Annotated in this window: 11 protein-coding genes; all 11 read left to right on the plus strand. The window is 36.4% G+C overall.

The annotated features are described in order from the left end of the window. The first annotated feature begins 30 nt into the window (after positions 1-30). The 11 genes from AASI_RS02615 to AASI_RS02670 all read left to right on the plus strand — a co-directional run bounded on the left by AASI_RS02615 (position 31) and on the right by AASI_RS02670 (position 22,919). Positions 31-13,653 (plus strand): ankyrin repeat domain-containing protein, encoded by a 13,623-nt coding sequence (locus AASI_RS02615; protein WP_083758808.1) that lies wholly within the window; start codon positions 31-33, stop codon positions 13,651-13,653. Then, complete coding sequence (locus AASI_RS02620; RefSeq protein ID WP_148204922.1) at positions 13,640-14,638, plus strand: hypothetical protein; 999 nt, start codon at positions 13,640-13,642, stop codon at positions 14,636-14,638. The genes AASI_RS02615 and AASI_RS02620 overlap by 14 nt, the downstream gene beginning before the upstream one ends. A 164-nt stretch (positions 14,639-14,802) precedes the next feature. Further along, positions 14,803-15,081 (plus strand): hypothetical protein, encoded by a 279-nt coding sequence (locus AASI_RS02625; protein ID WP_012472681.1) that lies wholly within the window; start codon positions 14,803-14,805, stop codon positions 15,079-15,081. Between the two features lie 43 nt (positions 15,082-15,124). Next, positions 15,125-15,790 (plus strand): hypothetical protein, encoded by a 666-nt coding sequence (locus AASI_RS02630; RefSeq protein ID WP_012472682.1) that lies wholly within the window; start codon positions 15,125-15,127, stop codon positions 15,788-15,790. Between the two features lie 20 nt (positions 15,791-15,810). Beyond that, positions 15,811-16,608 carry a hypothetical protein gene (locus tag AASI_RS02635; RefSeq protein WP_044282756.1) on the plus strand — a complete coding sequence of 266 codons (798 nt, stop codon included), beginning with the start codon at positions 15,811-15,813 and terminating at the stop codon, positions 16,606-16,608. 30 nt (positions 16,609-16,638) lie between these two features. Beyond that, a complete protein-coding gene (locus tag AASI_RS02640) occupies positions 16,639-17,427 on the plus strand; it encodes a hypothetical protein (protein ID WP_012472684.1) in 789 nt (262 codons plus the stop codon). A gap of 442 nt (positions 17,428-17,869) precedes the next feature. Beyond that, positions 17,870-18,549 (plus strand): IS1 family transposase gene (locus tag AASI_RS07995; protein ID WP_148204923.1). Its coding sequence is split into 2 segments (ribosomal slippage): positions 17,870-18,188 and positions 18,188-18,549, totalling 681 coding nucleotides; the frame shifts between segments, so codons are not numbered across the junction. A 150-nt stretch (positions 18,550-18,699) separates the two neighbouring features. Beyond that, a complete protein-coding gene (locus tag AASI_RS02655; RefSeq protein ID WP_012472686.1) occupies positions 18,700-19,713 on the plus strand; it encodes a hypothetical protein in 1,014 nt (337 codons plus the stop codon). Positions 19,714-20,145: 432 nt separating this feature from the next. Further along, positions 20,146-20,718, plus strand: coding sequence for a hypothetical protein (locus tag AASI_RS02660; protein ID WP_012472687.1), 573 nt, complete (start codon positions 20,146-20,148; stop codon positions 20,716-20,718). Between the two features lie 153 nt (positions 20,719-20,871). Continuing rightward, a complete protein-coding gene (locus AASI_RS02665) occupies positions 20,872-21,708 on the plus strand; it encodes an ankyrin repeat domain-containing protein (protein WP_012472688.1) in 837 nt (278 codons plus the stop codon). Between the two features lie 365 nt (positions 21,709-22,073). After that, positions 22,074-22,919: a hypothetical protein gene (locus AASI_RS02670; protein ID WP_187146290.1), complete on the plus strand. Its 846-nt coding sequence runs from the start codon at positions 22,074-22,076 to the stop codon at positions 22,917-22,919. The last annotated feature ends 7 nt before the right edge of the window (positions 22,920-22,926 follow it).

A 22,926-nucleotide genomic window follows, 5' to 3' on the forward strand; every position in this document is an offset into this window, starting at 1 on the left:
ATTAAAACAATAAGTAAAAAGATTTAAAATATGAAAACAAATTATTCTCTAGGGCAACGTTTAGTGTCATATTTCCTCTTGTTAAGCTTGATGTTGCAGAGCTGTTCCAACCCGCCTATACCTCCTGTCCTTCCTTCTACAACAGTACAGGACACTGATAAAAAGCAAATTTCTATACTTGCTAAACAAGGGAAGTATCAAACTAGGCAGTTGCCAGTAGAGTTTGAAGCACCTATAGAAGAACAATTAGGAGACAATACTCCGTTGCAAGTGGATGTTAGCTTAGAGGATAATGTTTCCATGCATGCTAAAATGCCATTTACTGAGCAAACAAAAGAAACAGTTACTGGTACAGATATAGTTGCTCCTTCCTCTATTTTACCTGCATCTACTACTCCATCAAGTAAGCTGAACAACCAACTAGCAGTGACTGCAGGAAAGGATGAAAAACACCACACTTCATCTACTCAGTCGGCTAAAAAGCACAAGCAGTCTAAGAGTAGACTAAAAGCTTTAAATCTTGACGAACATATAGCTAAGCAACAAAAAAGATATCAACAAACGGATAAACAAGGAACAGAAAATTTAAGTAGTCAGCTGCTAAATAAGGCTGGTGCTGATACAGCAGGTACAACACCTTCTAGCACAACTATTGCTGCTGAAAAAGCTATGGAGCAAGTGGGGCAAGAAGATGTAATAGGGCAACTACAAGAAAAATGCTTTATAACAAAAGATGGCTACCAAGTCACTTTAAGAAGGGTAGACGACAAATGGTTTGCTAATGTACAACCCAGTTGGACGAGAGGAGCGCGTGGTTTGGTTTATGTACCTGTATACATAGAGCCAGGTATGCGTTTAGCAGCACTGTTGAAATTTGATGAATTTTGGCAAAAGCGGCGTATTCATGTAATGTTTGCTAAAGAAGGAGATAGAAAGCGAGCACCTATAGGCGTTTACGTAGGCGTTAAGGGATTGTTAGGGGCAGGAAAAACTCCTTTACATGAGGCGTTTGAACTGAGGAATATTATGGCATTAATGGATGAGCGATGCTACGGTTTTTTAAACTCTTCTGGCTGTGGGACCTTGTATCCATTAAGCAAATATCGGCATTATTTGAATGAGCAAGATGAAATGGGAATTACTCCCTTACATAGAGCTGTTTGTCTTGAATTTCGTTGGCAATTTCAGAGTCATAAAAACTTAATTAATGAGATGGTAAGCCTAGGAGCAGATATTAATGCTACAGATCATAAAAAACAAACTCCGCTCCATTGGGCGGTAAATAATATGCAAGGTGATGGAGAAATTATTAAATATGGTAGGATAGTTATAGACTATCCTACGATAATTCGGAAACTCGTGGATCTAGACGCCGATATCAATGCCAAAGATAGACGTGGTTATGCACCTTTACACTATGCAGTGGAGAAGAATAACCAGTATGCTATCTCTTTATTAATAGAATTAGGAGCTAATAAGGACATCCAAGATAATAATGGTAATACACCCTTACATTTGGCTGTGGAGTTAGGAAATATGGAGATGGCAGAGCACCTTATTAGTTTAGGTGCTGATAAAGATAAACGCAATAATCGAACACATTTGCCTTTACATATGGCTATTACCTGTAATCAAACAGAGTTAGCTAAAAAGCTTATTGACTTAGGTGCTTCAAAAATCACAGAGGACAAGTATGGCAATGAAGCTTTGCACTTAGCTATTGAGCAGGGTAATAGTGAACTTGTTAGTTATTTAATTCAGAAAGGTGCAGGCTTATATTGGAAAAATAACTTAGGACTTTCGCCAGTAGACTTAGCTTCTGAAAAAGGTCGTATGGACTATGTACGGCAGATGTTTGCTACAAGACGTAGTGAAATCAATAGCATTAGTTGGAAGGATGGAGTAAGCCATTTACATAGAGCTGTTCAGCGGAAAGACTTGTCCTTAATAAAAACGCTTATTGATTTAGGAGCTAATAAAAATTTACAAGAAGAGTTTACTAGAAAAGCTAGTGATAATACTAATGTTAAAATCCTTCACAGAACCCCCTTACACTTTGCTGTGGAGCAAGAAGATATATCTATTATTAAATGCTTGATTGCTGCAGGAGCTGATAAAAATATTCCAGATAGTACTGGAAAAACACCCCTCCAATATGTCTTGCAAAAAGCTGGACGGCCTATTTTTAGTCAGCTGTTAAATGCACTAGGTATTAATATTAATGAAAAAGATAGCAATGGATATACCCTTTTACATCGTGCTGTTGTAGAAGCAGATGTAAAGTTAGCTGAACAACTGATGGCTGTTGGAGCACAGATAGATATTAAAGATAAGCATGGTAATACTCCTTTACATCTGGCAATACAGCAGAAAAATCTATCCCTTATAAAAAAGATGTTAGCTGCAGAAGCTAGCAAAAGCACAAAATGTATTAACGTTAAGAATAATGATCAGCAGACTCCTCTCCATCTAGCAGTTACGCAGGGGGATACTGCAATTATAGCAGCCTTATTATTGGGAAAAGCAGATAAAGTAGCAAAAGATAAGGACGGTAATACCCCTTTACATGTGGCTGTACTAACTGGTAGTACAGCTATTATCGAGCAATTAATTAGCTCGAATGTTGATAAAGATATTAAGAATAATCGAGGTGAAACTCCATTACATATAGCTCTACAACAGCATAGTAGCAAGGATAAACTTATCGAATTGTTAAAAGCATTAAAGGTAAATCTTCAATCGAAAGACAGCAACGGATACACCTTATTACACACAGCTATTTTAGAAGAAGATGAGCGGCTTGTTAGCTTGCTATTAAATTCTACACTTGCTGTGGATAAAAATGCAAAGAACGACTTTGGTAAATCTCCATTACATATAGCTGCTGAAAAAGGGAATCTGCGCTTAGTTAATCTGTTAGTAGCGTTGAAAGTTGATATAGACATTCAAGATAATCAGGGAGAAACCCCTTTACATAAGGCTATACAGTTAGGGAACGCAGAGATCATCAATCAGCTTATTAATGCAGGTGCCAATAAAGATAGCTGCAATAATTATGGACACACTCCTTTACATTTGTCGGTCGTATATAACCAGCTTCAGGCAGCTATTCAGCTAAGAGCAAAAGGTGCTCTGCTGTGCTCTATGGACCAGGAAGGTAACACACCTTTGCATTTAGCAATTTATAGACAACATCCAGAATTTATTAAATACTTATCACAGGTTGGGGCCGATCTTCATTTAAAAAATAAGCTAGGGTTTACGCCTATAGATTTTGCCTCTCAAAATGGCTACTTAACTTATGTGCGTCAAATGATTCTAGCAAGTCATACAGGTATAAACAATATAGGGGTGGATGGCTTAAGTCATCTACATAGAGCTGTCCAGCATAGAGATCTTCAGCTTGTAAAATTACTTTTAATTCTAGGGGCCGACAAAGATATAAAAGAAAAAGAGGCTTCGCGTGGGAATACTAGTCTGGGTAGAACACCAATACATATAGCTGTTGAGCAGGAAGATATAGAGATGATAGGCCATTTGGTTGATGTAGGAGCTGATAAAGATATTACAGATAGCAGTGGACAAACCATACTACAATATGCTTTACAAAAAATTAATCGACCCAATTTTCAAAAATTATTAAGTGCATTAGGTATCAACATTAATGAGAAGAACAGAAATCAGCAGACACTTCTGCATCAGTCTATACTAGAAGGAAACCATGAACTAGCCAAGCAGCTTATAGCAGCAGGAGCAGACATACAAGCAAAAAACAAGCAAGAATATACTCCTTTACATCTTGCAGCTATAGGTGGCCACTTAGAATTAGTAGCATTATTGATTGCAAAAGATAAAGCTAAAAATCCTAACCCAAAAGATAAGGATGGGAACACCCCATTACACTTAGCTGTTATGCAAGGAAAAATGGAAATAATACGGCAGCTAATAAGGTTGGGAGCAGACATCAATGAAAAGAATAATGATGGTGATACAGCGCTACACTTAGCAGTCAAAAAGAATGATGAGAAGATGGTGGATCTACTTATAGGCCTGAAAGCAGATAGACAAGTAAAGGATAAGCAAGGATTTACACTTTTACATGTAGCTGTTAAGAGGAATAAGCCTAAGATGGTTGATCATCTAATAGCCTTAGGTTTAGCTACTAATGCTCAAGATCATTATGGACAAACACCTTTGCATATAGCCGTTAAGGAAAACAACTTGGACATGGTGGGTCAGCTAGTAGCATTACGGGCAGATAGACAAGCAAAAGATATAAATGGAGATAGTTGTTTGTATATCGCCGTTAAGGACAATCACCTTGATATGGTTGGCCGTCTAATCAAGTTGAATTTTGACAAAAATGCTATAGATCATAACGGTAGTACGCTTCTACATATAGCTGTTAAGGATAACAACTTTGAAATGGTTGGGCAGCTAATAAAGGCAGGAATAGCTATCAACCAAAAAGATCATAATGGACATACACCTTTACATATAGCTGTCCAAAAAGGCAATCAAAAAATATTTGATCGATTATTAAAGGCAAATGCAGATAGGAAAATAAAAAATAGGGAAGGGCTTACGCTTTTACACATAGCAGTTAAGAGTAATAAGCATAAAATGGTTCATCGGTTAATAACCTTAGGTCTAGTTAAAAATGCACAAGATAATCAAGGAAATACGCCATTACATCTGGCCGTTCAAGAAGGCAATGCTGATATGGTTGATCAGTTGGTAGCATTACGTGCAGATAGGCAGGCGAAAAATAAACAAGGGTTTACTGGTTTGCACATAGCTGTTCAAGCAAATAATTTAAGGATGGTTCGTCAGCTAATAGCTTTAAGTTTTGATAAAGATGCAAAGGATATAGAAGGGAATACCCCTTTACATATAGCTGTTAAACAAGATAATATACAGATAGTTAATCAACTAGTAGAATTAGGTGTAAATGTTGATGTTCAAAACTGTGCTAGTCGTAGCCCTTTACAGTTGGCAATTCAAGCGGGGAATATTAAAATAGTTAAACGGTTGTTGGACTTAGGTGTGAACAAAAATATAGAAAACCAGGCTGGCGATACATTGCTACATATAGCTGTAAAAGAAAGTGACGTAAAGATGGTTGAGTTCCTAATAGAAGCAGGAATGGATAGAGCAGTAAAGAGTAAGGATGGACGTACACTCTTACACGTAGCTGTCAAGGAAAATAAGCCTGCTATGGTTGATTATCTAATAACGTTAGGGATAGATAAAAATGCAAAAGACCACGGAGGAAATACGTGTTTACATACAGCTGTCCAAGAAGGTAATGCTGATATGGTCTATCAGCTAGTAGCACAACGTGCCAATAGAAAAGAAAAAAATAACCAGGGTTCTTCTTGTTTACATTTAGCTGTTCAAGTAAATAATTTTAGCATGTTGGCTCAGCTAGTGGCACTAAATTTTGATAAACATGCCAAAGATAACCAAGGTAATACTCCCTTACATATAGCTGTAGAAGAAGGTAAAGAAGAAATTGCTAAGCATTTAGTCCAAGCAGGCGCAAGTCTACATATTATTAATAAATTAGGACTTACCCCCATAGACTTAGCTGCTACGAGTAAGCATATAAGCTACATCGACCTCGTATTTTCAGCAACTAAAAGTATTAATACACTAGGAAAAGATGGATTAACCCACCTTCACAGAGCTGTCCAACGAAAAGATGTAAAGCTAATCGAACAACTTATAAAATGCCAAGCAGATGTAACTGCCACAGATAAAGTAGGGAAAACCCCACTCCACTATGCGGCCTCAGAAGGGCATACCAAGCTCGTAAAAATATTGTCAGCAGCCTTAAAGCCAAAAGCTTCTTTAAGCTCATTATTTAAAAAGAACTCAAGTTTAATAGATATTGTTGATAATCAAGGACAAACTCCATTACACCTAGCTATAGCAGGTGGTCATATAGGAACTGTAAAGTTGCTATTACAACAAAAGGCAAGCCTATATGTAAAAGATAAGCAGGGAATTACACCTTTACAAAAAGCACTTGATGCCAAGCAAACAGCTTTAATTAAGTTGGTTGTAAATATACCCGATTGCTCACCGTTACATTGGGCTGTTGAGTACAACAATATAGGCTTAATCAAACAACTATTAGTAGCAGGCATAGACATTAATACAATGGATATGCATGGAAAGACAGCCCTTTATATGGCTTTTGAGCGAGGTAATCTTGAGTTGACTAAGCAACTGGTAGCGCTTGGTGCAGCAGCAAATGCTACGGATAGTGTAGGTCGTACGCTTCTACACCATACAATTATAAATGGGCATTTAGAAGTTGCCAAGGCTTTATTAGCGGCAGGTGCAAAGATTAATGTACCAGATAACCAAGGTTTTACAGAACTTCATTTAGCTGCTCAGTATAATCAACCTGAAATTGCTAGATACTTAATAACACGTGGTGCGGTTGTAGACTTACGGAATAACCAACAAAGAACCGCTTTACATTGGGCTGCTTATCATGGACATGCTGAAGTTGCTATTGTATTAATACAGGCCGGAGCAGATCTGCAAGCATTTGACCAACAAGGTTATACACCTTTATATTATCCGCTGCAGCAAGGAAAGTTAGGGTTGGTGGAGTTAATTGCTGCTGCTAGCGAACATAAGATTCAGGTAAGTCGGTGCGCTTATAGAGCTCGTAGGCGTGTTACTTTACCAACTGTTGAGCAACAAGAATCTACAGATATTACTGAGAGGCCTAAGAAGAAAAAATCTCCAATTAATCAATTTATACGTAGGTGCTTAATGGATTTACCTATAGAACAGCGGGCTGAATTTGAGAAAACAATTGTGCCACTTTTAAAGAAACACTTAGTTGGTACTCCACATGTATTACAAAAAAATGTAATCCAATATTTAGAAAACCAAGGCTGTTTTTACCCATCTATTTTTCAAGAATATAAAGTAGAAGATTGGGTAAAAGAATCATTAATCTTAGATATTACCAAAGAAGCTTTGTCAAAAGAAGATGAAGTAGAATTTGCAAAATTCATAGAAAGATTGAATGCAGCAACTCAATCCTATAAGCAAGGCGAATTAGAAAAATTGTTAGGAATGCTGCGAGAGAAGCAACTTGTTTATCAGCTTGATCTAGCAGCAATAGCCGATGTTCTTACCTATCTTATACCATTTGGTGCTACACAAGCTTTAGCATTGCTAGAAGTACCTGATATGGCCTGGCTATCTAGTTTGCGGCTAGCTTGGTTAGGTAAACAAGTAAAAACACTGCAACATTTTACACCTAGCCAACGTAGACAAATAAGCTATGCAGGTACTATCTTTCCTTGCAAGCCTGAGTTATTAGAACGGTTTATAGTAGGGCTGCAACAGGAGAAAGATTTCAGTAAAGTTGAAGATTTTTTTACTTTTATTACTAAAAACCCAGTTTCAGAAACTACACTTTTAATGGCTTTCTACCAGAAACCTAAAGAAGTAGAAGCTAGTGCCATTAAGGCTTGGAAACATTACATAGCATGCGAGTTATTAAAAAATACATTGGCCCATCGTTACGCTTCCCATCCTACACATCGTATAGAAAAACAGCTAGCTACGTTACTAGACAATCATTGGCTTTACGAAGAGTTGCATGCTACCTTGTTTGAATTAATGTATAAAAACTATACTGATGTAGCTACAGAAGCACAATGTCTGTCTGATATACTTGATCTGCTAATAGAATATGGTGTAGATTCACAGCATTGTAGGTCAGCATTGCAGATTATACAAACCAGGCCTTGTCACGAATGGGAAAAAGTGTTTCATCCACGTGCTATTGCTGCTACATTCGGACGATCGCATGAGCGAAGTGCTACAGAAATTATTGATTTTATTGTCGGAAACTCACCCCGAACTCCTTTTGTCAATGATAAATCAGCATTAGAATCGAGCTACCAAGCTGTGTTAGCTGCCTACCAACGAACAGCTACATTGGCGCCTGAAAACAAACAAATAATTACTAACTGGGATAAAGCAGCCGTTATACGGTGGGCCGAGCGTGTTAAAGGATGTGCGGCTATTTGTAATATGTCTGCCGATATCCAGCATGAAGCATTAGCTGTTATCAAGCGCGCTGTCAAATTAACTCATGGGCATGAACCACGTGCTACACAGCTTTTAGCATTATTAGCGTTTTTAAACCATGTACCAGGCAAAGGCCGCCTAGCGCAAATTAATACAGGAGAAGGCAAATCGTTAATTGTAGCCATGCTAGCAGCTATGCATGCTTTGAAAGGCAAAAAAGTGGATGTAGTAACTACTTCTACTGAACTTTCCATACCAGAAGTTGCCAAGCAAACTAGATTTTTTGAGGTCCTAGGCCTTTCTGTAGGAGAAAATAGTAACGATAATCAAAAAAAGGATGTTTATACTAGAGATATTGTGTACGGTACAGCAGGCAACTTCCAAGGCGATATTCTTAAAACAGAGTTCTCTGGTAAAGATATACGTGGTAGTCGTGGTTTTAGTGTTGTAATTGTAGATGAAGTAGACAGTATGCTTTTTGATAGTAGACATGCCAGTATAAGGCTCTCTGGCCAGACGCCTGCTATGCATCACTTAGAATTGTTATTAGCATCTGTATATAGTCAAGTGAGCCGAATTCTTCGGCATCTGATAGAAAAGGATGGAATAACTTACTATATCCATGAGGACTTTGAAGTTGTTGGAGATCAAATAACAACTTTCTCTGGTAACCCATTGCATATGGAACCTGTTTCTGATAAAGAGCAATGGATTACCATGCGTACTCAGCACCATATAGAGAACTTATTGCGTCCTTTAACAGGTGATGAACTTCAAGAATGGAAAGAATACAAAGCGCTCAATGAAAAAATAGTTAGAAAAGGATTTAAGGCGGCTTCTGAAGAAGATGAGAAAAAAAGAAAGAAATACGAAGAATTATGTAAAAAGCTGGGTGAAGAGCTTAAGAACCTACCTTGGGAGAAAAAGGGTCGTTCTCCTGTTATAGAAATACCGAACCATTTACGTGAATTTGCGCACAAGCAGATTCCTTTGTGGATACGGAGCGCTATACAAGCCATCTGTTTCTTCAAAAAAGAACTTCACTACGATGTAGTAAAGGAAAGAATAGTACCCATTGATTATGATAATACAGGCGTATTGCAAAATAGCATGGTTTGGAGCGATGGATTGGCGCAGATGTTGCAAATGAAAGAAGGGTTACGTGTAGAGGCAGAAAATATATCGACTAATTTTATCTCAATACCAGAGTTTTTTAAACGTTACGGAAGTTCCATTTATGGGCTTACAGGTACATTAGGCAACGTCCCTACTCATCAGTTTTTAACAGAAGTATATGGGGTAGATAAGGTAATTATGCCACCTTACAAGTATATACCCGTAGCAGCAAATATACATTCTAAATATAGCTGTAAAGAACTTCCATCTATTATTGTACCTAACGCACAAGCATGGCAGGAAGCAATTATTAGAACTACACTTAGTAAAGCTAGAAATCATAGGGCTGTGTTAATTATTTGCAAATATATAGACCAAGTAAACAAGTTAGCCAAGCAGCTTAGCACCTATTATGATGAAACGAAGATCTTTACATATACAGGCCAAGAGAGATTTGACAAGAAAAGTATCGAAGCAGGGGAGATTATTATTGCTACTAATATAGCAGGGCGTGGCACAGATATTACAACTACAGATGCAGTAGAAAGAAATGGGGGGCTGCATGTTTGTATTACCTTCTTGCCTGATACCTATCGTGTTGAGTTACAAAATGCAGGCAGAACTGCCCGACAAGGCAAGCAAGGGACAGCACAGTTAGTTATACAAGATAGTAACAATAGTAGCATTGAGGATTTAAGGAGTGCCCGTGATGATAAAGAGGGGACTGCTATTACACGTGCTAAAGACGATGTGCATGATATGCTGTTACGCGATCGGCTATTTAATCGTTTTTGTGCCCTAGAATCAGAGCTTTTACCGAACGTAGAGTATTGTACCAAAGAGGCACAATTAAAAAAATTATGGGCTTATTTCCAGACAAGGCGTGATAAACTGTTTGCGCCAGGTGGTAAACTAGACTGTACCTACGAGTATGAAATATTAAAGGAGGCTAGCAGTCGGTTATATGATCGTATCAAACAGCAAACAGCTACAGCGTTCGAGCTTCGAGCAATAAAGCATGACTTAGACACTACTAAACGTGAATTATATAAAAAGCATGACAAAGCAGCATTAGTAAAAAAGTTAGAAAAAGAATTAGTAGAGCAAACTTGTTCACTAGCTAAAGGAAACTTTTCTGTTGATGTAATAGAACGCTTCCGTAATGGATATACCACATTGCCTAACGGTGAAGAGTTGGCTACTAAACATGATTGGGGTAAGCATGAAAGGACAGGTGTAGAGGAAACCTGGGGACTCTGGTTACAGCATGCACTCAAAGATAAGCCTGAAGATGACGTATGGCAGGAGTTTAGTACGTTTGAGAACACAATTCGAGAAAGAGCAAAAGGAAATGCTTTGATACGAAACCCTTATTATTATGTGTTAAAAGGTAATGACTTCTTGTTTCAAGGATATACTGGTAAGGCTGTAAAAGCTTATAATAGGGCTATTGAGCTAGATCCTTTACATAGCGTAAATGCACACTACAAGAGAGCTTGGGCTTTACTAAAGCCAAAAAAGAACAAAGACAATATATTAAGTGCTAAACGTAGCCTAAAACATGCTAAGGTTTTAATTAGTACCCACCATAAGCCCAATTTAGTTAGTTTCAATGCAATGGTAGCACAGACAGGTGCCAAGCCGCAATTGCTAGCGCATATACAGCACCAGGTAGATATACTTATTAAACAAGAAAGCTATATAGATGCAGCACTTCGGGAGATCAAAAAAGCAAAAAAAGAGAATTGGGATATTAAATTAACTGAAGTTAAGACGCTAGAACAAGTTTTTGATGATGCAGAACCTGGAGAAAACCGAGGACCTGCTATTTCTAAGGCTAATATTAATGGACTTAGTCATATGTTTGTTATTACAGCTAAGCAGCCTTTTCCTTGGAAAAGTATTATAGCACTAGCTATTATTGGTTTAGCGCAGGTGGCAGCAGGTGTATTAGTTTGTGCATGCACAGGCAAAATCGATACAGGGTTAGGCTTTATTAATGAAGGTATATCTGACTTGCTAGCCACTTTTAAAGCAGTAAAGAGTGGTACCTTCAGCTGGGCTCAGTGGGGCATTCAAAAGGCCATTAGCTTGGCTGTAGCTATTATATCTTGTGGTTGGCAAGGTATTAAAGATACTTTTAAGACAGTTAAAGAGACAGCCCAAAAGATAGGTACTGTGGGACGTGGTATTGCTCAAAACGGTGTAAAAGCAGCAATTAACAAGGCAGCAGTTGAATTGGGTAAAGGCATTGTAAAGGAAGTTGTTAATTCTGCTGTCAATCATATTTCAGAAAAATTGATTATAGAAAATATAGAAGGATATATTGAGAAAAAGATTGTTAAAAAACTAGAAAAAAGGCTGCTGGCAAATGAGCTAATGAGCAAAGCCTTGTCGTTAGATGTAAAAAATAAAAATAACTACTGGCAACAAATTCTTATACAAGAGGGTATGGGGTTGCTTCATAAGCCAGATAGTAAGTTTGAACAGTTTTTGAAAGGACCAGGAGCTACACTATTAAAAGCAGGACTTGCAAAAATGAATCAATTGATGGCAGCAGAAGGTGGCAGTGGAGTAAAAGTTTTTCAAGATGCTCTTAAAGTTCGTGCCATGGCCGATGCACTATTCGAAATTTTAAATATGACAGATAAGTTCTTTTCTGATTTTGCCGACAAGATAGAATTAAAATATAAAGCAGATATTGAAAAGGCTGCCCAAGAGCAAGCAGAAAAAGAAAATGCAAAAAAAGAGGGTAAAGGCAAAGAAAAAGAAGAAGCTCATACGTCGACTACCGAGCAAGTGATTGCACCGCCTGAAGTGGAGCAAGGAGAGATTAAGACGGCTCGTGTGGGCAGTGGGACAACTTATAATTCTCAGGTAGAAAGTAAGGGTGAGGCAGTTCGAGAATACTACTACGGTGCTGTTTCTAGTAAGGGTAGTTTATCTAAAGTTTTTGCAGGTAGTTTAAAGGCGAAGATCACTAATAAGATACAAGGGGAATTTATTCAGCCTGCTACCAGTAGTCTGGTCAGTATGGGAGTTGATAAACTCAGTGAAGGGCTTACGGAGCGTGCCAATGCGGGTTTAGTAGCATTTAGGGCTGAGCATCATACTCATGACATAGGCGATAAACTGGCTACAACTAAAAAAGATGAGAAGCAAGAGCAAGCAGGTGAGAGCACAGGAAAAAAGCTAGATGCGCACAGTGAGCAAAAAGCAAAAGCTGTAGCGGAAGGCAAGCGGGGCGACATTACGGACGTAGCCTTGTTAGCTAAAACGGTTAAACGGCCTATTATTATTTATAAGAATGGAAAGATTTATAATATCATTGGAAAAGACCTGCCAGGAGAACCTATATCGCTTTCACATTCGTCAGAAGGAGTAGGGCACTGGGAACCTATAGATAAAAGTATACAGGTGAATGTAAGTGGAGAATATAACTGCCTGTATGATGCTGTGGCTGCACAAATGTCTAGTGCAGAAAGGGAAAAGCTAGGTGTGCAAAATGGGCAAGATTTTAGACAACATATAGTAAAGGAAATACAGACCAATGCTACCATAACACAGCAATTTATGGCACAAGCTGCAGAGCTAAGCTACTTAAAACCAGCAGCGATGATGGAGGGGGGACTAGAGTATAATTTTGACATGCTAGCTAACGGTGGCCGTGGAGCTTTCGTAAAGATTAGTGATAAAGGCGGTAATGATACCGATTATTATAATGCAGGACATTATGAGGTAGAGTTAGGGCCAGATCAGCAGCCTCTTAAAGATGAAGACGGAAATTTTAAAAGAAAATTTGTATCAGATAAAACACTTGATTTCGCTAGGAAAGCAGGTTCTGCCAATATCTTTAGGATTGCTCAAAGCAAGTATTCTACCTTAAGTATAAACCATGTTCCCACACACGATGGTGCTAATGATTTTAGTTTTGTTGGATTAGAACCCAAAGGACCTTCTACGCACTTGCGTGATCTGAATCGTAGAATACCAGCCACCGTGTATAATACAAGGTACCATGGCTGGGGTAGACATAAGGGAAAATTTAATATATTTAATACACATCCTTTAAAAGAGATGCGGGTTGATGCAGACAGAACTATTTTAGGTCACCTAGGGATAAATTATCATGATACAGAAGGATGTCTTTTGATAGGAAGTTACTATAAAACAGACCAACCTATTTTTGAAAAGGAAAGAGATGAAAAAACAGGTGAAGTTAAAAGGAAACCAGATGGACAAATAAAATGGATACCTACTATAGATGAAGATACTGGAAAGCAAGTGCAGGATATTGAGATAGAGCCGTCTAGAGAAAATTTAAATGCTTTACATGGTGGATTTAAGAAAAGCGGAAAAAATAAAGCAGGTAGTTATAATGCTGAGCTACGATACACTGAGCTATATAAGGAAGCTGAGGAAGCAAGAAAAAAAGTAGAAGAACAAGAAAAAAAATATGGTAATGGATAATAAGAAATTAGTAGTTTATAGTTTGTTGCTATTTATGGGTATAAGTGGTTGTCAAAAACATAATCTTGATAAGATATATAAAGATGAGCATTTTGATACAGTTATTGATCGGAATTTAGCCTTACACGTTTATGCTAAAAAGGCAAAGGAAAATACTGGTAAAGAGCGAGAGAAGTACTTGATTAAATTTTTCAACGCTTTTCCCAATGACTTTGAGACCTTTTTTAAGATGGAGTACCCATGCTATGGAGACACGCTATATGTGGTCAAGAATGAAGAAGACTGGTACATGGAGAGTTTCTTCTTTAAGAATCCGTGGGGAAGATTTTATCCTGTATTATGTATTGTAGATTCAGAAAAAGAAATACCTAAGGAAGTGCCTACTAAGAAATTTATAGACTTTGATATAGAAGCTTATAAGGCAGGCGCTTTTCCTAGATTAGGAGAGGATATACACTATACGTTACTATATGAGATACAGAAAATAGTTCCAGAAGAGATTTTTTATCGTAAGATGCTTTCTATACAAGTAGGACTTTTTGATTCTCTGTATAAGATAGACCAGAGTTCAACAGCATATAGTTTACCAGTGCATTTTATAGATCCTTTTTTAAGTAAAAGTGAACTTATACCTGTATCCTCTTTAGGTCCAAACGATTTAAATGATTTAACGGAAGAGGAAAAAAAGCAAGAAATGTTACGAGTATCTATAGAACTTCCAGAAGTAGAACCTATATGGATCAAACTACTAGAAGAAAAAACAGATGATGAAATTTGCTCATTTTGGTATGGACTTCATCGTAGACGGGGAGGCCCAGCTCCTGTCAATTCTCAAGGTAATTGGAAGGCAACTTATAATCACTTAATTAAAGTTAGTCCTAGGATCGCAAATTTGATGCGTAAAGCATGCGATAAAATTCTAGAAAATCATAAGGAGGGAATAGATAAAGATGAAGTGATGAAGATAGTGAAGCTAACTAAATAAACAGTTATGATAACCGATAATTTCAGCTTGTTCACTCATCAGAAGGAGTAGGGCATTGGGAACCTATCGATAAAAACATACAAGTAAATGTAAGTGGAGAAAATAACTGTCTATATGATGCTATCGCTGCCCAAATATCTAGTGCAGAAAGGGAAAAGCTAGGTGTGCAAAACGGACAAGACTTCAGGCAGCACGTAGTAAAGGAAATACAGAACAATGCTACCATAACACAGCAATTTATGACACAAGCTGCTCAGCTTAGCTACTTAGAACCAGCAGCGATGATGGAGGGGGGCTGGAGGTGGAGAGTAGATATGGATACACCAAATGGAGTAGGTGCAATTGTAAAGGTTGATGATGAAGGAGGAGCGGATACACAATATTATGAGTATGAGCGTACTAAACGAGATGCGGCAGGTAATCCTGTATTAGAGTTCTTCTAAAACCCTACAAAAACTAGATATAAACCTATTTAAGTGAAGGCAAGTGATAGGTTTCAGAAGAACTCTATTAGATGCAGATGGAAATCCACAGAAAGAGACTGTAGTAACGACTATTCCTGGTGTATCCTTAAATATGATTCCAGTAGTAGAAACGGACTATTCTACAGCGTGTTTAACACATATACCCCAAGCTAATCCAGAAGATACTTACAATGGTGTCATGCTTTTTCCTAAAGGCCCTGGATGTAATGAGGATGATACTAATCGTAGATTGGAAGTTGGAACTTATAATTTGAGTATACATCATGGAACTCTTTATAAAAATGTATTAAAATTCTCTAGATTAAAACCTTCAGGAGGAGGAAGAGCACTTGAAGGATCGCAAGCTAGATTGATTCATAAAGGTGTAGATTTTGGTAACAGTACTGGCTGTGGGTTACCTGGTAGTAGATACATACTTAAACAAGAAATTGTAATACCGAAAGATAAACATAAAGATAAACAAGGAAATTATCATATAAAAGCGGGGCAATATACAGATACTGTTTTACCAGATTGGAATGATAGTATAAAAGAAGAGAAAAAGTTGAAGGAGAAAGTAGTATCTTTTGGAGTAGATAAAAAAGGTAATTGCAGTTTGCAAGCAGTAATGGCAAAATCTTTTGATGAGGTAAAGAAAGCAAGCGAGGAGGAACAAAAAGAAAACTAATACTAGTTGTTTTAAGAAATATGAAAAGAATAAAATTTAGATTCATTTATAAAATGGGAGTTTTATTTAGTTTATTGAGCACAGTAGCTTGCAAGGAAGACGAATATGCAGATATAAAATTTAATTCTCATTTAGATAGAAAAATATTTTTAAATTATTGTGGAGAAAAAGCAATGAGAAGTGAAGGAGAAAAGAAAAAGAAGTATTTGAAGCTATACTTTAGAGCGCTTCCAAGAGATTTTGAGACACTTTTTAAAACTATTGAAAGCAATTGTCATAAAAATATATTTTATGACACACATACAGGCGTTTTTGGCAATTATTTATCTCCTAGAAATCCATGGGGGAAGTTTTATCCTAAGTATAAGTCTGTAAAAACAGAAGCAGAAGTACCCAAAGAAAAAATATCTAAAAAAAGTAAGCGATACCTAGATAGTCTAAAGATTAAAGATATTCGTAAAGCTGATATATTATGGTTTAGAGTACAAAAGGCACTAACAGAAATTATACCAGACAGCATTTACTATGAAAAAATAATTTCTTTTTTGATAGGTGGATTTGGAGGCCCAGTATCCATCGAGGAATTTAGGCTAGTCAACGAAGAACTTTTAGTTGATTTCCTAGAGAGAAAAACGGATGATGAAATTGCTGGGTTCTGGTTTTTTTATTATAACCAACTTCCACATCCAGTATTGCTAGAAATAGAAGATGATTTTTATAAAGAGCTGGAGAAAAATAATCCGAGAATGGCAAAGCTCATGCAGAAAGCCTATGAAGCGGTACTAGAGTCATGGGAGGGAGAATCGGTAACGCGATAGGAATGTTGAATAATATCAAAATAGGTTTTTATGAAAAATAAATTAAAATACTTAGTCTTATTACTATTAATAAATGTTCTTGTAAGTCAAGGATGTAAGCAACAAGATAAGTATACAGATGAGAAATTTGATAGTATTGTAGGTAGAAGACTTGCATTATTAAAGTATGCAAAAAAGATATATGAGAGTGAAGGAAAAAAAAGAAAGGAATACCTAATAAAGTATTTTAATGCCTTCCCAAGAGATTTTAAGACCTTTTTTCATTTAAACTATAATAACTACCATGAAGATACTCTTTATAAAGAGTACTCAGATCATTCCCGTTATATATTTTCACATAATCCATGGTTAGGATTTTATCCTGTAATAAAGTCAGTTGCTTCGGAAAAAGAAATGCCCCAAGCTTTACTTAGCGAGAAATTTGGGCCTACTCAAGAAATTATAGGAAAATACAATAGATTTGATTGTTATGGTATTATGGATGAGATACGAGAACTCATACCGAAAGATATTTATAATAAAAAAATGATAGCAGTAAGAATAGGTGGGTTTAATACAGGCCCAGATGGTTATAGGTATGCATCAGGAAGTGTCAAATTTGATACTATGTTTATTAATATGCTATCAACCTATACAGATGAGGAAATACTATCCTTCTTTTACTGTTGGTATGACGGACCATATCCAGAAGATAGAGAAAAGTTGTATCAATACCGATATAAGAGAATAAAAGAATATAATCCAAGAGTAGCAGAGTTAATGAAAAAAGCTTATGAAGCAGTTCTTGCACGTTTTGCTAATGAAAAGTGGCACTATTGAAAGAGTATACAATAAGAAAGAGGACAGTAATTTAAATTTAAAACAAATAACTCCTTTAGGGATTTTACCTATAGGATAGAATCGAAATATGGAGAAGAAATTGAAAAGGCTATACAAGTAGAACAAGAAAAGGTAAAAAAAGAGGAAAAGGCAAAGAAAAAGAAGGGGCTTGTACAACAGCTACCGAAATAAGATACAAGGGGAACTTATTTAGCCTGTTACTAGTGGACTTGTCAGTATGGGTGTTGATAAAATAAGCGAAGGGCTTACGCAGAATGTGGATGCAGCTTTAGCAGCCTTTAGGGCGAGCGTCATACTCATGACATAGGTGATAAACTGGCTACAACCACAGAAGCTGTAAAGCAAGGGCAAGCAGGCGAGAGCACAGGAAAAAAACGGTATTGTTAAATTAGGATAGAATTAGTAAGTTAGAGGAAAAAGTATGAACTGTCCTCGATGTAATAATACTCAAAGCTGTAAAGATGGAATTGTTAGAGGTAGACAGCACTACCAGTGTAAAAGTTGCCGTTTCCGTTACACAGTTAGACACAAATCAGATGTTAAACCTGTATCTACTAAGCGAAAAGCGTTGCAATTATACTTAGAAGGATTAGGATTTCGAGCTATAGGGCGTATACTCAACATAAGCTATGGAACAGTCTATCAATGGGTAAAAGCATGTGGAGATCAAGTAAGTTTACCAGAAAGCCAAGATCAAGTAGATATAGTCGAGATGGATGAAATACACACATATGTGGGTTCAAAAAAGTCTACTGCTGGATATGGATAGCTGTTGATAGATTGAGCAAGCGCTTTATATCATATGTGTGTGGAGATCGCTCGACACAAACCGGACTGAAGTTATGGGAGCGGGTTAAGGATATAGGCAAGCTGTATTGTAGTGACTATTGGAAAAGCTACCAGCAGTTTATTCCAAAAGATAAACACCGACAAAGCAAATCAGAAACTTATACTGTTGAAGGATATAATAGCTTAATTAGGCACTATTTAGCAAGATTTAAGCGTAAAGGTAAGTGTTATAGCAAACAGGTGCACATGATAGAAAAATCGCTCAACCTGCTAATGGCCAAGCTAAATAATCAGCTGCCTATCTTAATTTAACAATACCAAAAAATTTAAATGATTTACATAGTGGATTTAAAAAAAGTGGAAAAAATAAAGTAGGTAGTTATAATGCTGAGCTACGATACACTGAGCTATATAAGGAGTGTGAGGAAGCTAAAAGAAAAGTAGAAGAACAAGAAAAAAAATATGGTAATGGATAATAAGAAATTAATAGTTTATAGCTTGTTGCTATTTATGGGTATAAGTGGTTGTCAAAAACATAATCTTGATAAGCTATATAAAGATGAGCATTTTGATACAGTTATTGATCGGAATTTAGCCTTACACGCTTATGCTAAAAAGGCAAAGGAAAGTACTGGTAAAGAGCGAGAGAAGTACTTGATTAAATTTTTCAACGCTTTTACCAGGGACTTTGAGACCTTTTTTAAGATGGAGTACCCATGTTATGGAGATACGCTATATGCCATTAGAAATGAGGAAGATTGGTATGTAGAAGAGACCTTCTTTAAAAATCCGTGGGGAAGATTTTATCCTGTATTATGTATTGTAGATTCGGAGAAAGATATACCTAAGGAAGTGCCTACTAAGAAATTTAAAGATTTTGATACAGCAGCTTATAAGGCAGGGGTTTTTCCTGAATTAGGGGAGGGTATACATTATATGATACTATATGATATACAGAAAATAGTTCCAGAAGAGATTTTTTATCGTAAGATGATTTCTGTACAAGTGGGACTTTTTGATTCTCTGTATAAGATAGCACAAAGTTCAACGGCATATAGCCTTCCAGTACATGTAATAAATCCTTTTTTAAGTAAAATTGAGTTTATACCTGTATCCTCTTTGGGCCCAAACGATTTAGATGATTTAACGGAAGAAGAAAGAAAGCAAGAAATGATAAAAGTATCTATAGAACTTCAAGAAGTAAAACCTATATGCATCAAAATACTAGAAGAAAAGACAGATGATGAAATTTGCGCATTTTGGTATGGACTTCATTGTAGACGGGGAGGCCCAGCTCCTGTCAATTCTCAAGGTAATTGGAATGCTATCTATAGGAACTTAGTTAAAATGAGCCCTAGGATAGCAAATTTGATGCGCAAAGCATGTGATAAAATTTTAGAAGATACTCAAGAAGGACTGCAAGAAAAGGATTATGAGGAGCGAAGAAGAAAGAGACTATTAGGGCCCTGCCCTTAAATAATGAAAGTAATAGTAAGTAGAGAGTATAACTTGTAACCGTATATATATGATACCGTACAAGTGAAGCTGGGCCCAGCAGAATGTGATAGTCTAGATATACAAACCGGTCAAGGCCTAAGGCCGCATGTGGCTAAGGCAATAATTGATAACTCCTGCTAAGCGTTTATGGCACAAGCTGCTGCTAAGCTACTTAAAACCAGCAGTGATGAGGCATAGCGAAAGAAGTCCAGAGTGAATATTTGGCTAATACAACGCCTAGCTCTGAATACTATATAGAATATGTAAATGAAGATGGAGGCAATAAGAAAGGCTTTGGAAACTTTCAGACTTAAAATTGTTTTTTTTATAAGAATATCATTAGCGAGTTGCTTATTAATATAAATTTTTTCAACTTTAAATTCAAAATATAAGCATTAAATAAATATTAATATGCCAAAATTTAAACAGGTCTTGAACCATACGAGTTTTTTACTCGTAATTTTGCTAATAATTAGTTGTAACTGTGGCAAACAAGATTCAAAAGATAGAAGCAGGAAGACTAATACAAAACCCAAAAACTCAATTGCTGAAGATTTTCTTAAGCAGCATGAAGAAGCCAGCAAGAGAAATATAGAGGCCGTTCTGCAACAGATGGAAGTTGAAAGAGAAAAAAAGCAACAAGAATCGATTGAGGAAGAGAAACTATTAATTGAAAGGTTTAGCAAGAATTATTCACTTACAGTAGGACAAACGGAAAGCCTTCTAACTAAAACAATAAATTTAAGGAACAGAACTGACGTTGGAGAAAAATGCATTGGTCTATTACGAATGTTTAATTCATTGATAAATAAGTTGGATGAACCTAATGTAAGCGTACAGCAGAATAATTTGGATACTATACAGAAGGCCTTTAACAGCTTAATGCCAGGCTTTGGGCTTACAGATCCAGATATGGCTAGAAAGATGCTAGTAGATCTAATTGAAATTGTAGAAAATATATTAAAACCATATCTTATAGAATAGAACTAGAGTTGACTATTAACTATTAATTAAGATGAGATTAACGTACCAGTTTATATATTAAATCGAGTAATAGAATAGATGTTACATCTGTGTATGTTAAAAATTAAATATGTTTTTTAAATCTGTATACTATTACATACTTAAATCTTAGCTATGAAAAATAAATATACTCTATTTGCTGCTCTTATTACTATTACACTACTATCTAACAGTTGCAGTAGTGTAAAGCTTATGAAAGCAGGTAACCATATAAAAGGAAATGCTACTTTTATCACTGAAAAAGAAAGATTTAGCCTTGAAAGAAAATATGGAGATACTCCTTTGCATATAGCTGCTTTTTTGGGTGACAATAAAACTATTAAAGATTTGTTAAGTCATAATGCAGATATAAATATCAAAAACAAGCAGGGGCATACTCCTCTTCTTTGGGCTGTTGATAAAGGACATAATGAAACTGTATCTATACTTATACAAGCAGGTGCCGATGTAAATACTATTGACAGCAAAGGAGATACTCCTTTACATGTAGCCGTAGCCCGTGACAATATAGCAATTGTTCAGATGTTAATAGCAGCAGGAGCTAAACTAGATATGCAAAATAAAGATGCTTATGGTCCTTTACACTTGGCCATAGGCTGGGAAAAGCTTGAGATTGCTAAAATTTTAATAAAAGCAGGAGCAAATACAAATACAAAAGGATCTGGTAAAGCTCCTCTACATCTACTCGCAGGTTATAAGGATACTGACACAGCAAAGATGGTTATAGAGACTGGAGCAGATTTAAATATAAAAGATGATTATGGAAATACACCATTACATTGGGCTGCACTTCTAGGAAATATACCATTTGTACAAGTGTTACTGGAAGCAGGTGCAGATATAAATGCAGAAGATAGAGATGGACATACTCCTCTGCACCGTGCTTATGCTTTGTCGCAAGGCTCTATGGTTAAGTTTCTTAAAGCGACAGGTAAGGCGAAATTGAAATAATATTTAGAGAAAGGTAGAATCAGGAGAGACTTTCTGATTCTACCTTGTTAACAAGAATATAGGTAAAGTAAAATATTTACACCTTACGAAGTATAAGAGGATATCTTAGTTAGCTTTTTGATTTGTAGTAATATCTAATTTTATACACATTAACTGACACCCATCTATTGATAGAGAATCTAAGTCATAAACTTGTGCAGATATATCTTTGCTCATATCATTAGTTTTAGAAATTTCAAACTCAACCAAGCGAAATAATCGAAATAGACGAACAAAAAACTACCTAATTGTTAGATAAGCAAGAAGACTCAACTAAATTTGTTAAGCAATTTTTTACATGTATAACATCCTATAAAATTAAATTTATGAAGTCTCACCAGACCAAGCATCTACGTAAACTAACCCTATGTTTATTGATTGTTTGTATGCTTACACCTTTTCTTGCATATGCTAAAAAGCCTTCTAAAGACATCTATGTTTTTGAAGATTCTTGGTTGAACGACTTTAAATGTGCCATAGAGATAGGAAGTGGTATACCCTTTTTGAAACACTCAGGCTTTTATTTGCCTATCAATGGTGGTATTTGCTTAGGCTATCCCTTCTTCAAGTATAATCATACGCAGCTTGGAGAGATGAAGTCGTCAGGGCGAACAGTTACAGTGGATGCAGGCGAAGGAAAGTTTGCTTTAGAAGTAGGTATTCGTTTTCCTGAACAACACAAGCATGAAGATTATGCAGGTTTTCAAATAGTTAAAAAATTTTTCATCTTTCCCATCTCTATTAAATGGTCTGAGCCCGATGCTTTTTCTAAAATTACTTCAGCATACTTCCTAGGCTATACACCCAAATACCTAATGAGTGCTCAATACAAGATTACAGACCCATCTAAAGACTTGCCATCTAGCTTTCAACAAGACATTAAGGACCTCAAAAAAGCTTTTAGCGATGTTAAGACTTTTTCACATAGTGCGTTTATAGGAGCTAGCTTAATATTTCCTATTGGCTTATACTTTAGTGGAGCTATATCAGTCCCATTAGAAAAAGTGACCACTTCTGCTGCTGAAGACGAAAAGCCATTGAATCAACAAACGTTGAATGGGGAGTACATCAATCAACATACCAAGGTTTCATTAGATGATTTATTTTCAGTTACCATTGGGTTAGACATGATTAGCTTGTATAAGTACATTCACAAGGACGATTTTATTTAATAATATC

Origin of the sequence: Candidatus Amoebophilus asiaticus 5a2, from assembly GCF_000020565.1 — a bacterium.
GTDB lineage: Bacteria > Bacteroidota > Bacteroidia > Cytophagales > Amoebophilaceae > Amoebophilus > Amoebophilus asiaticus.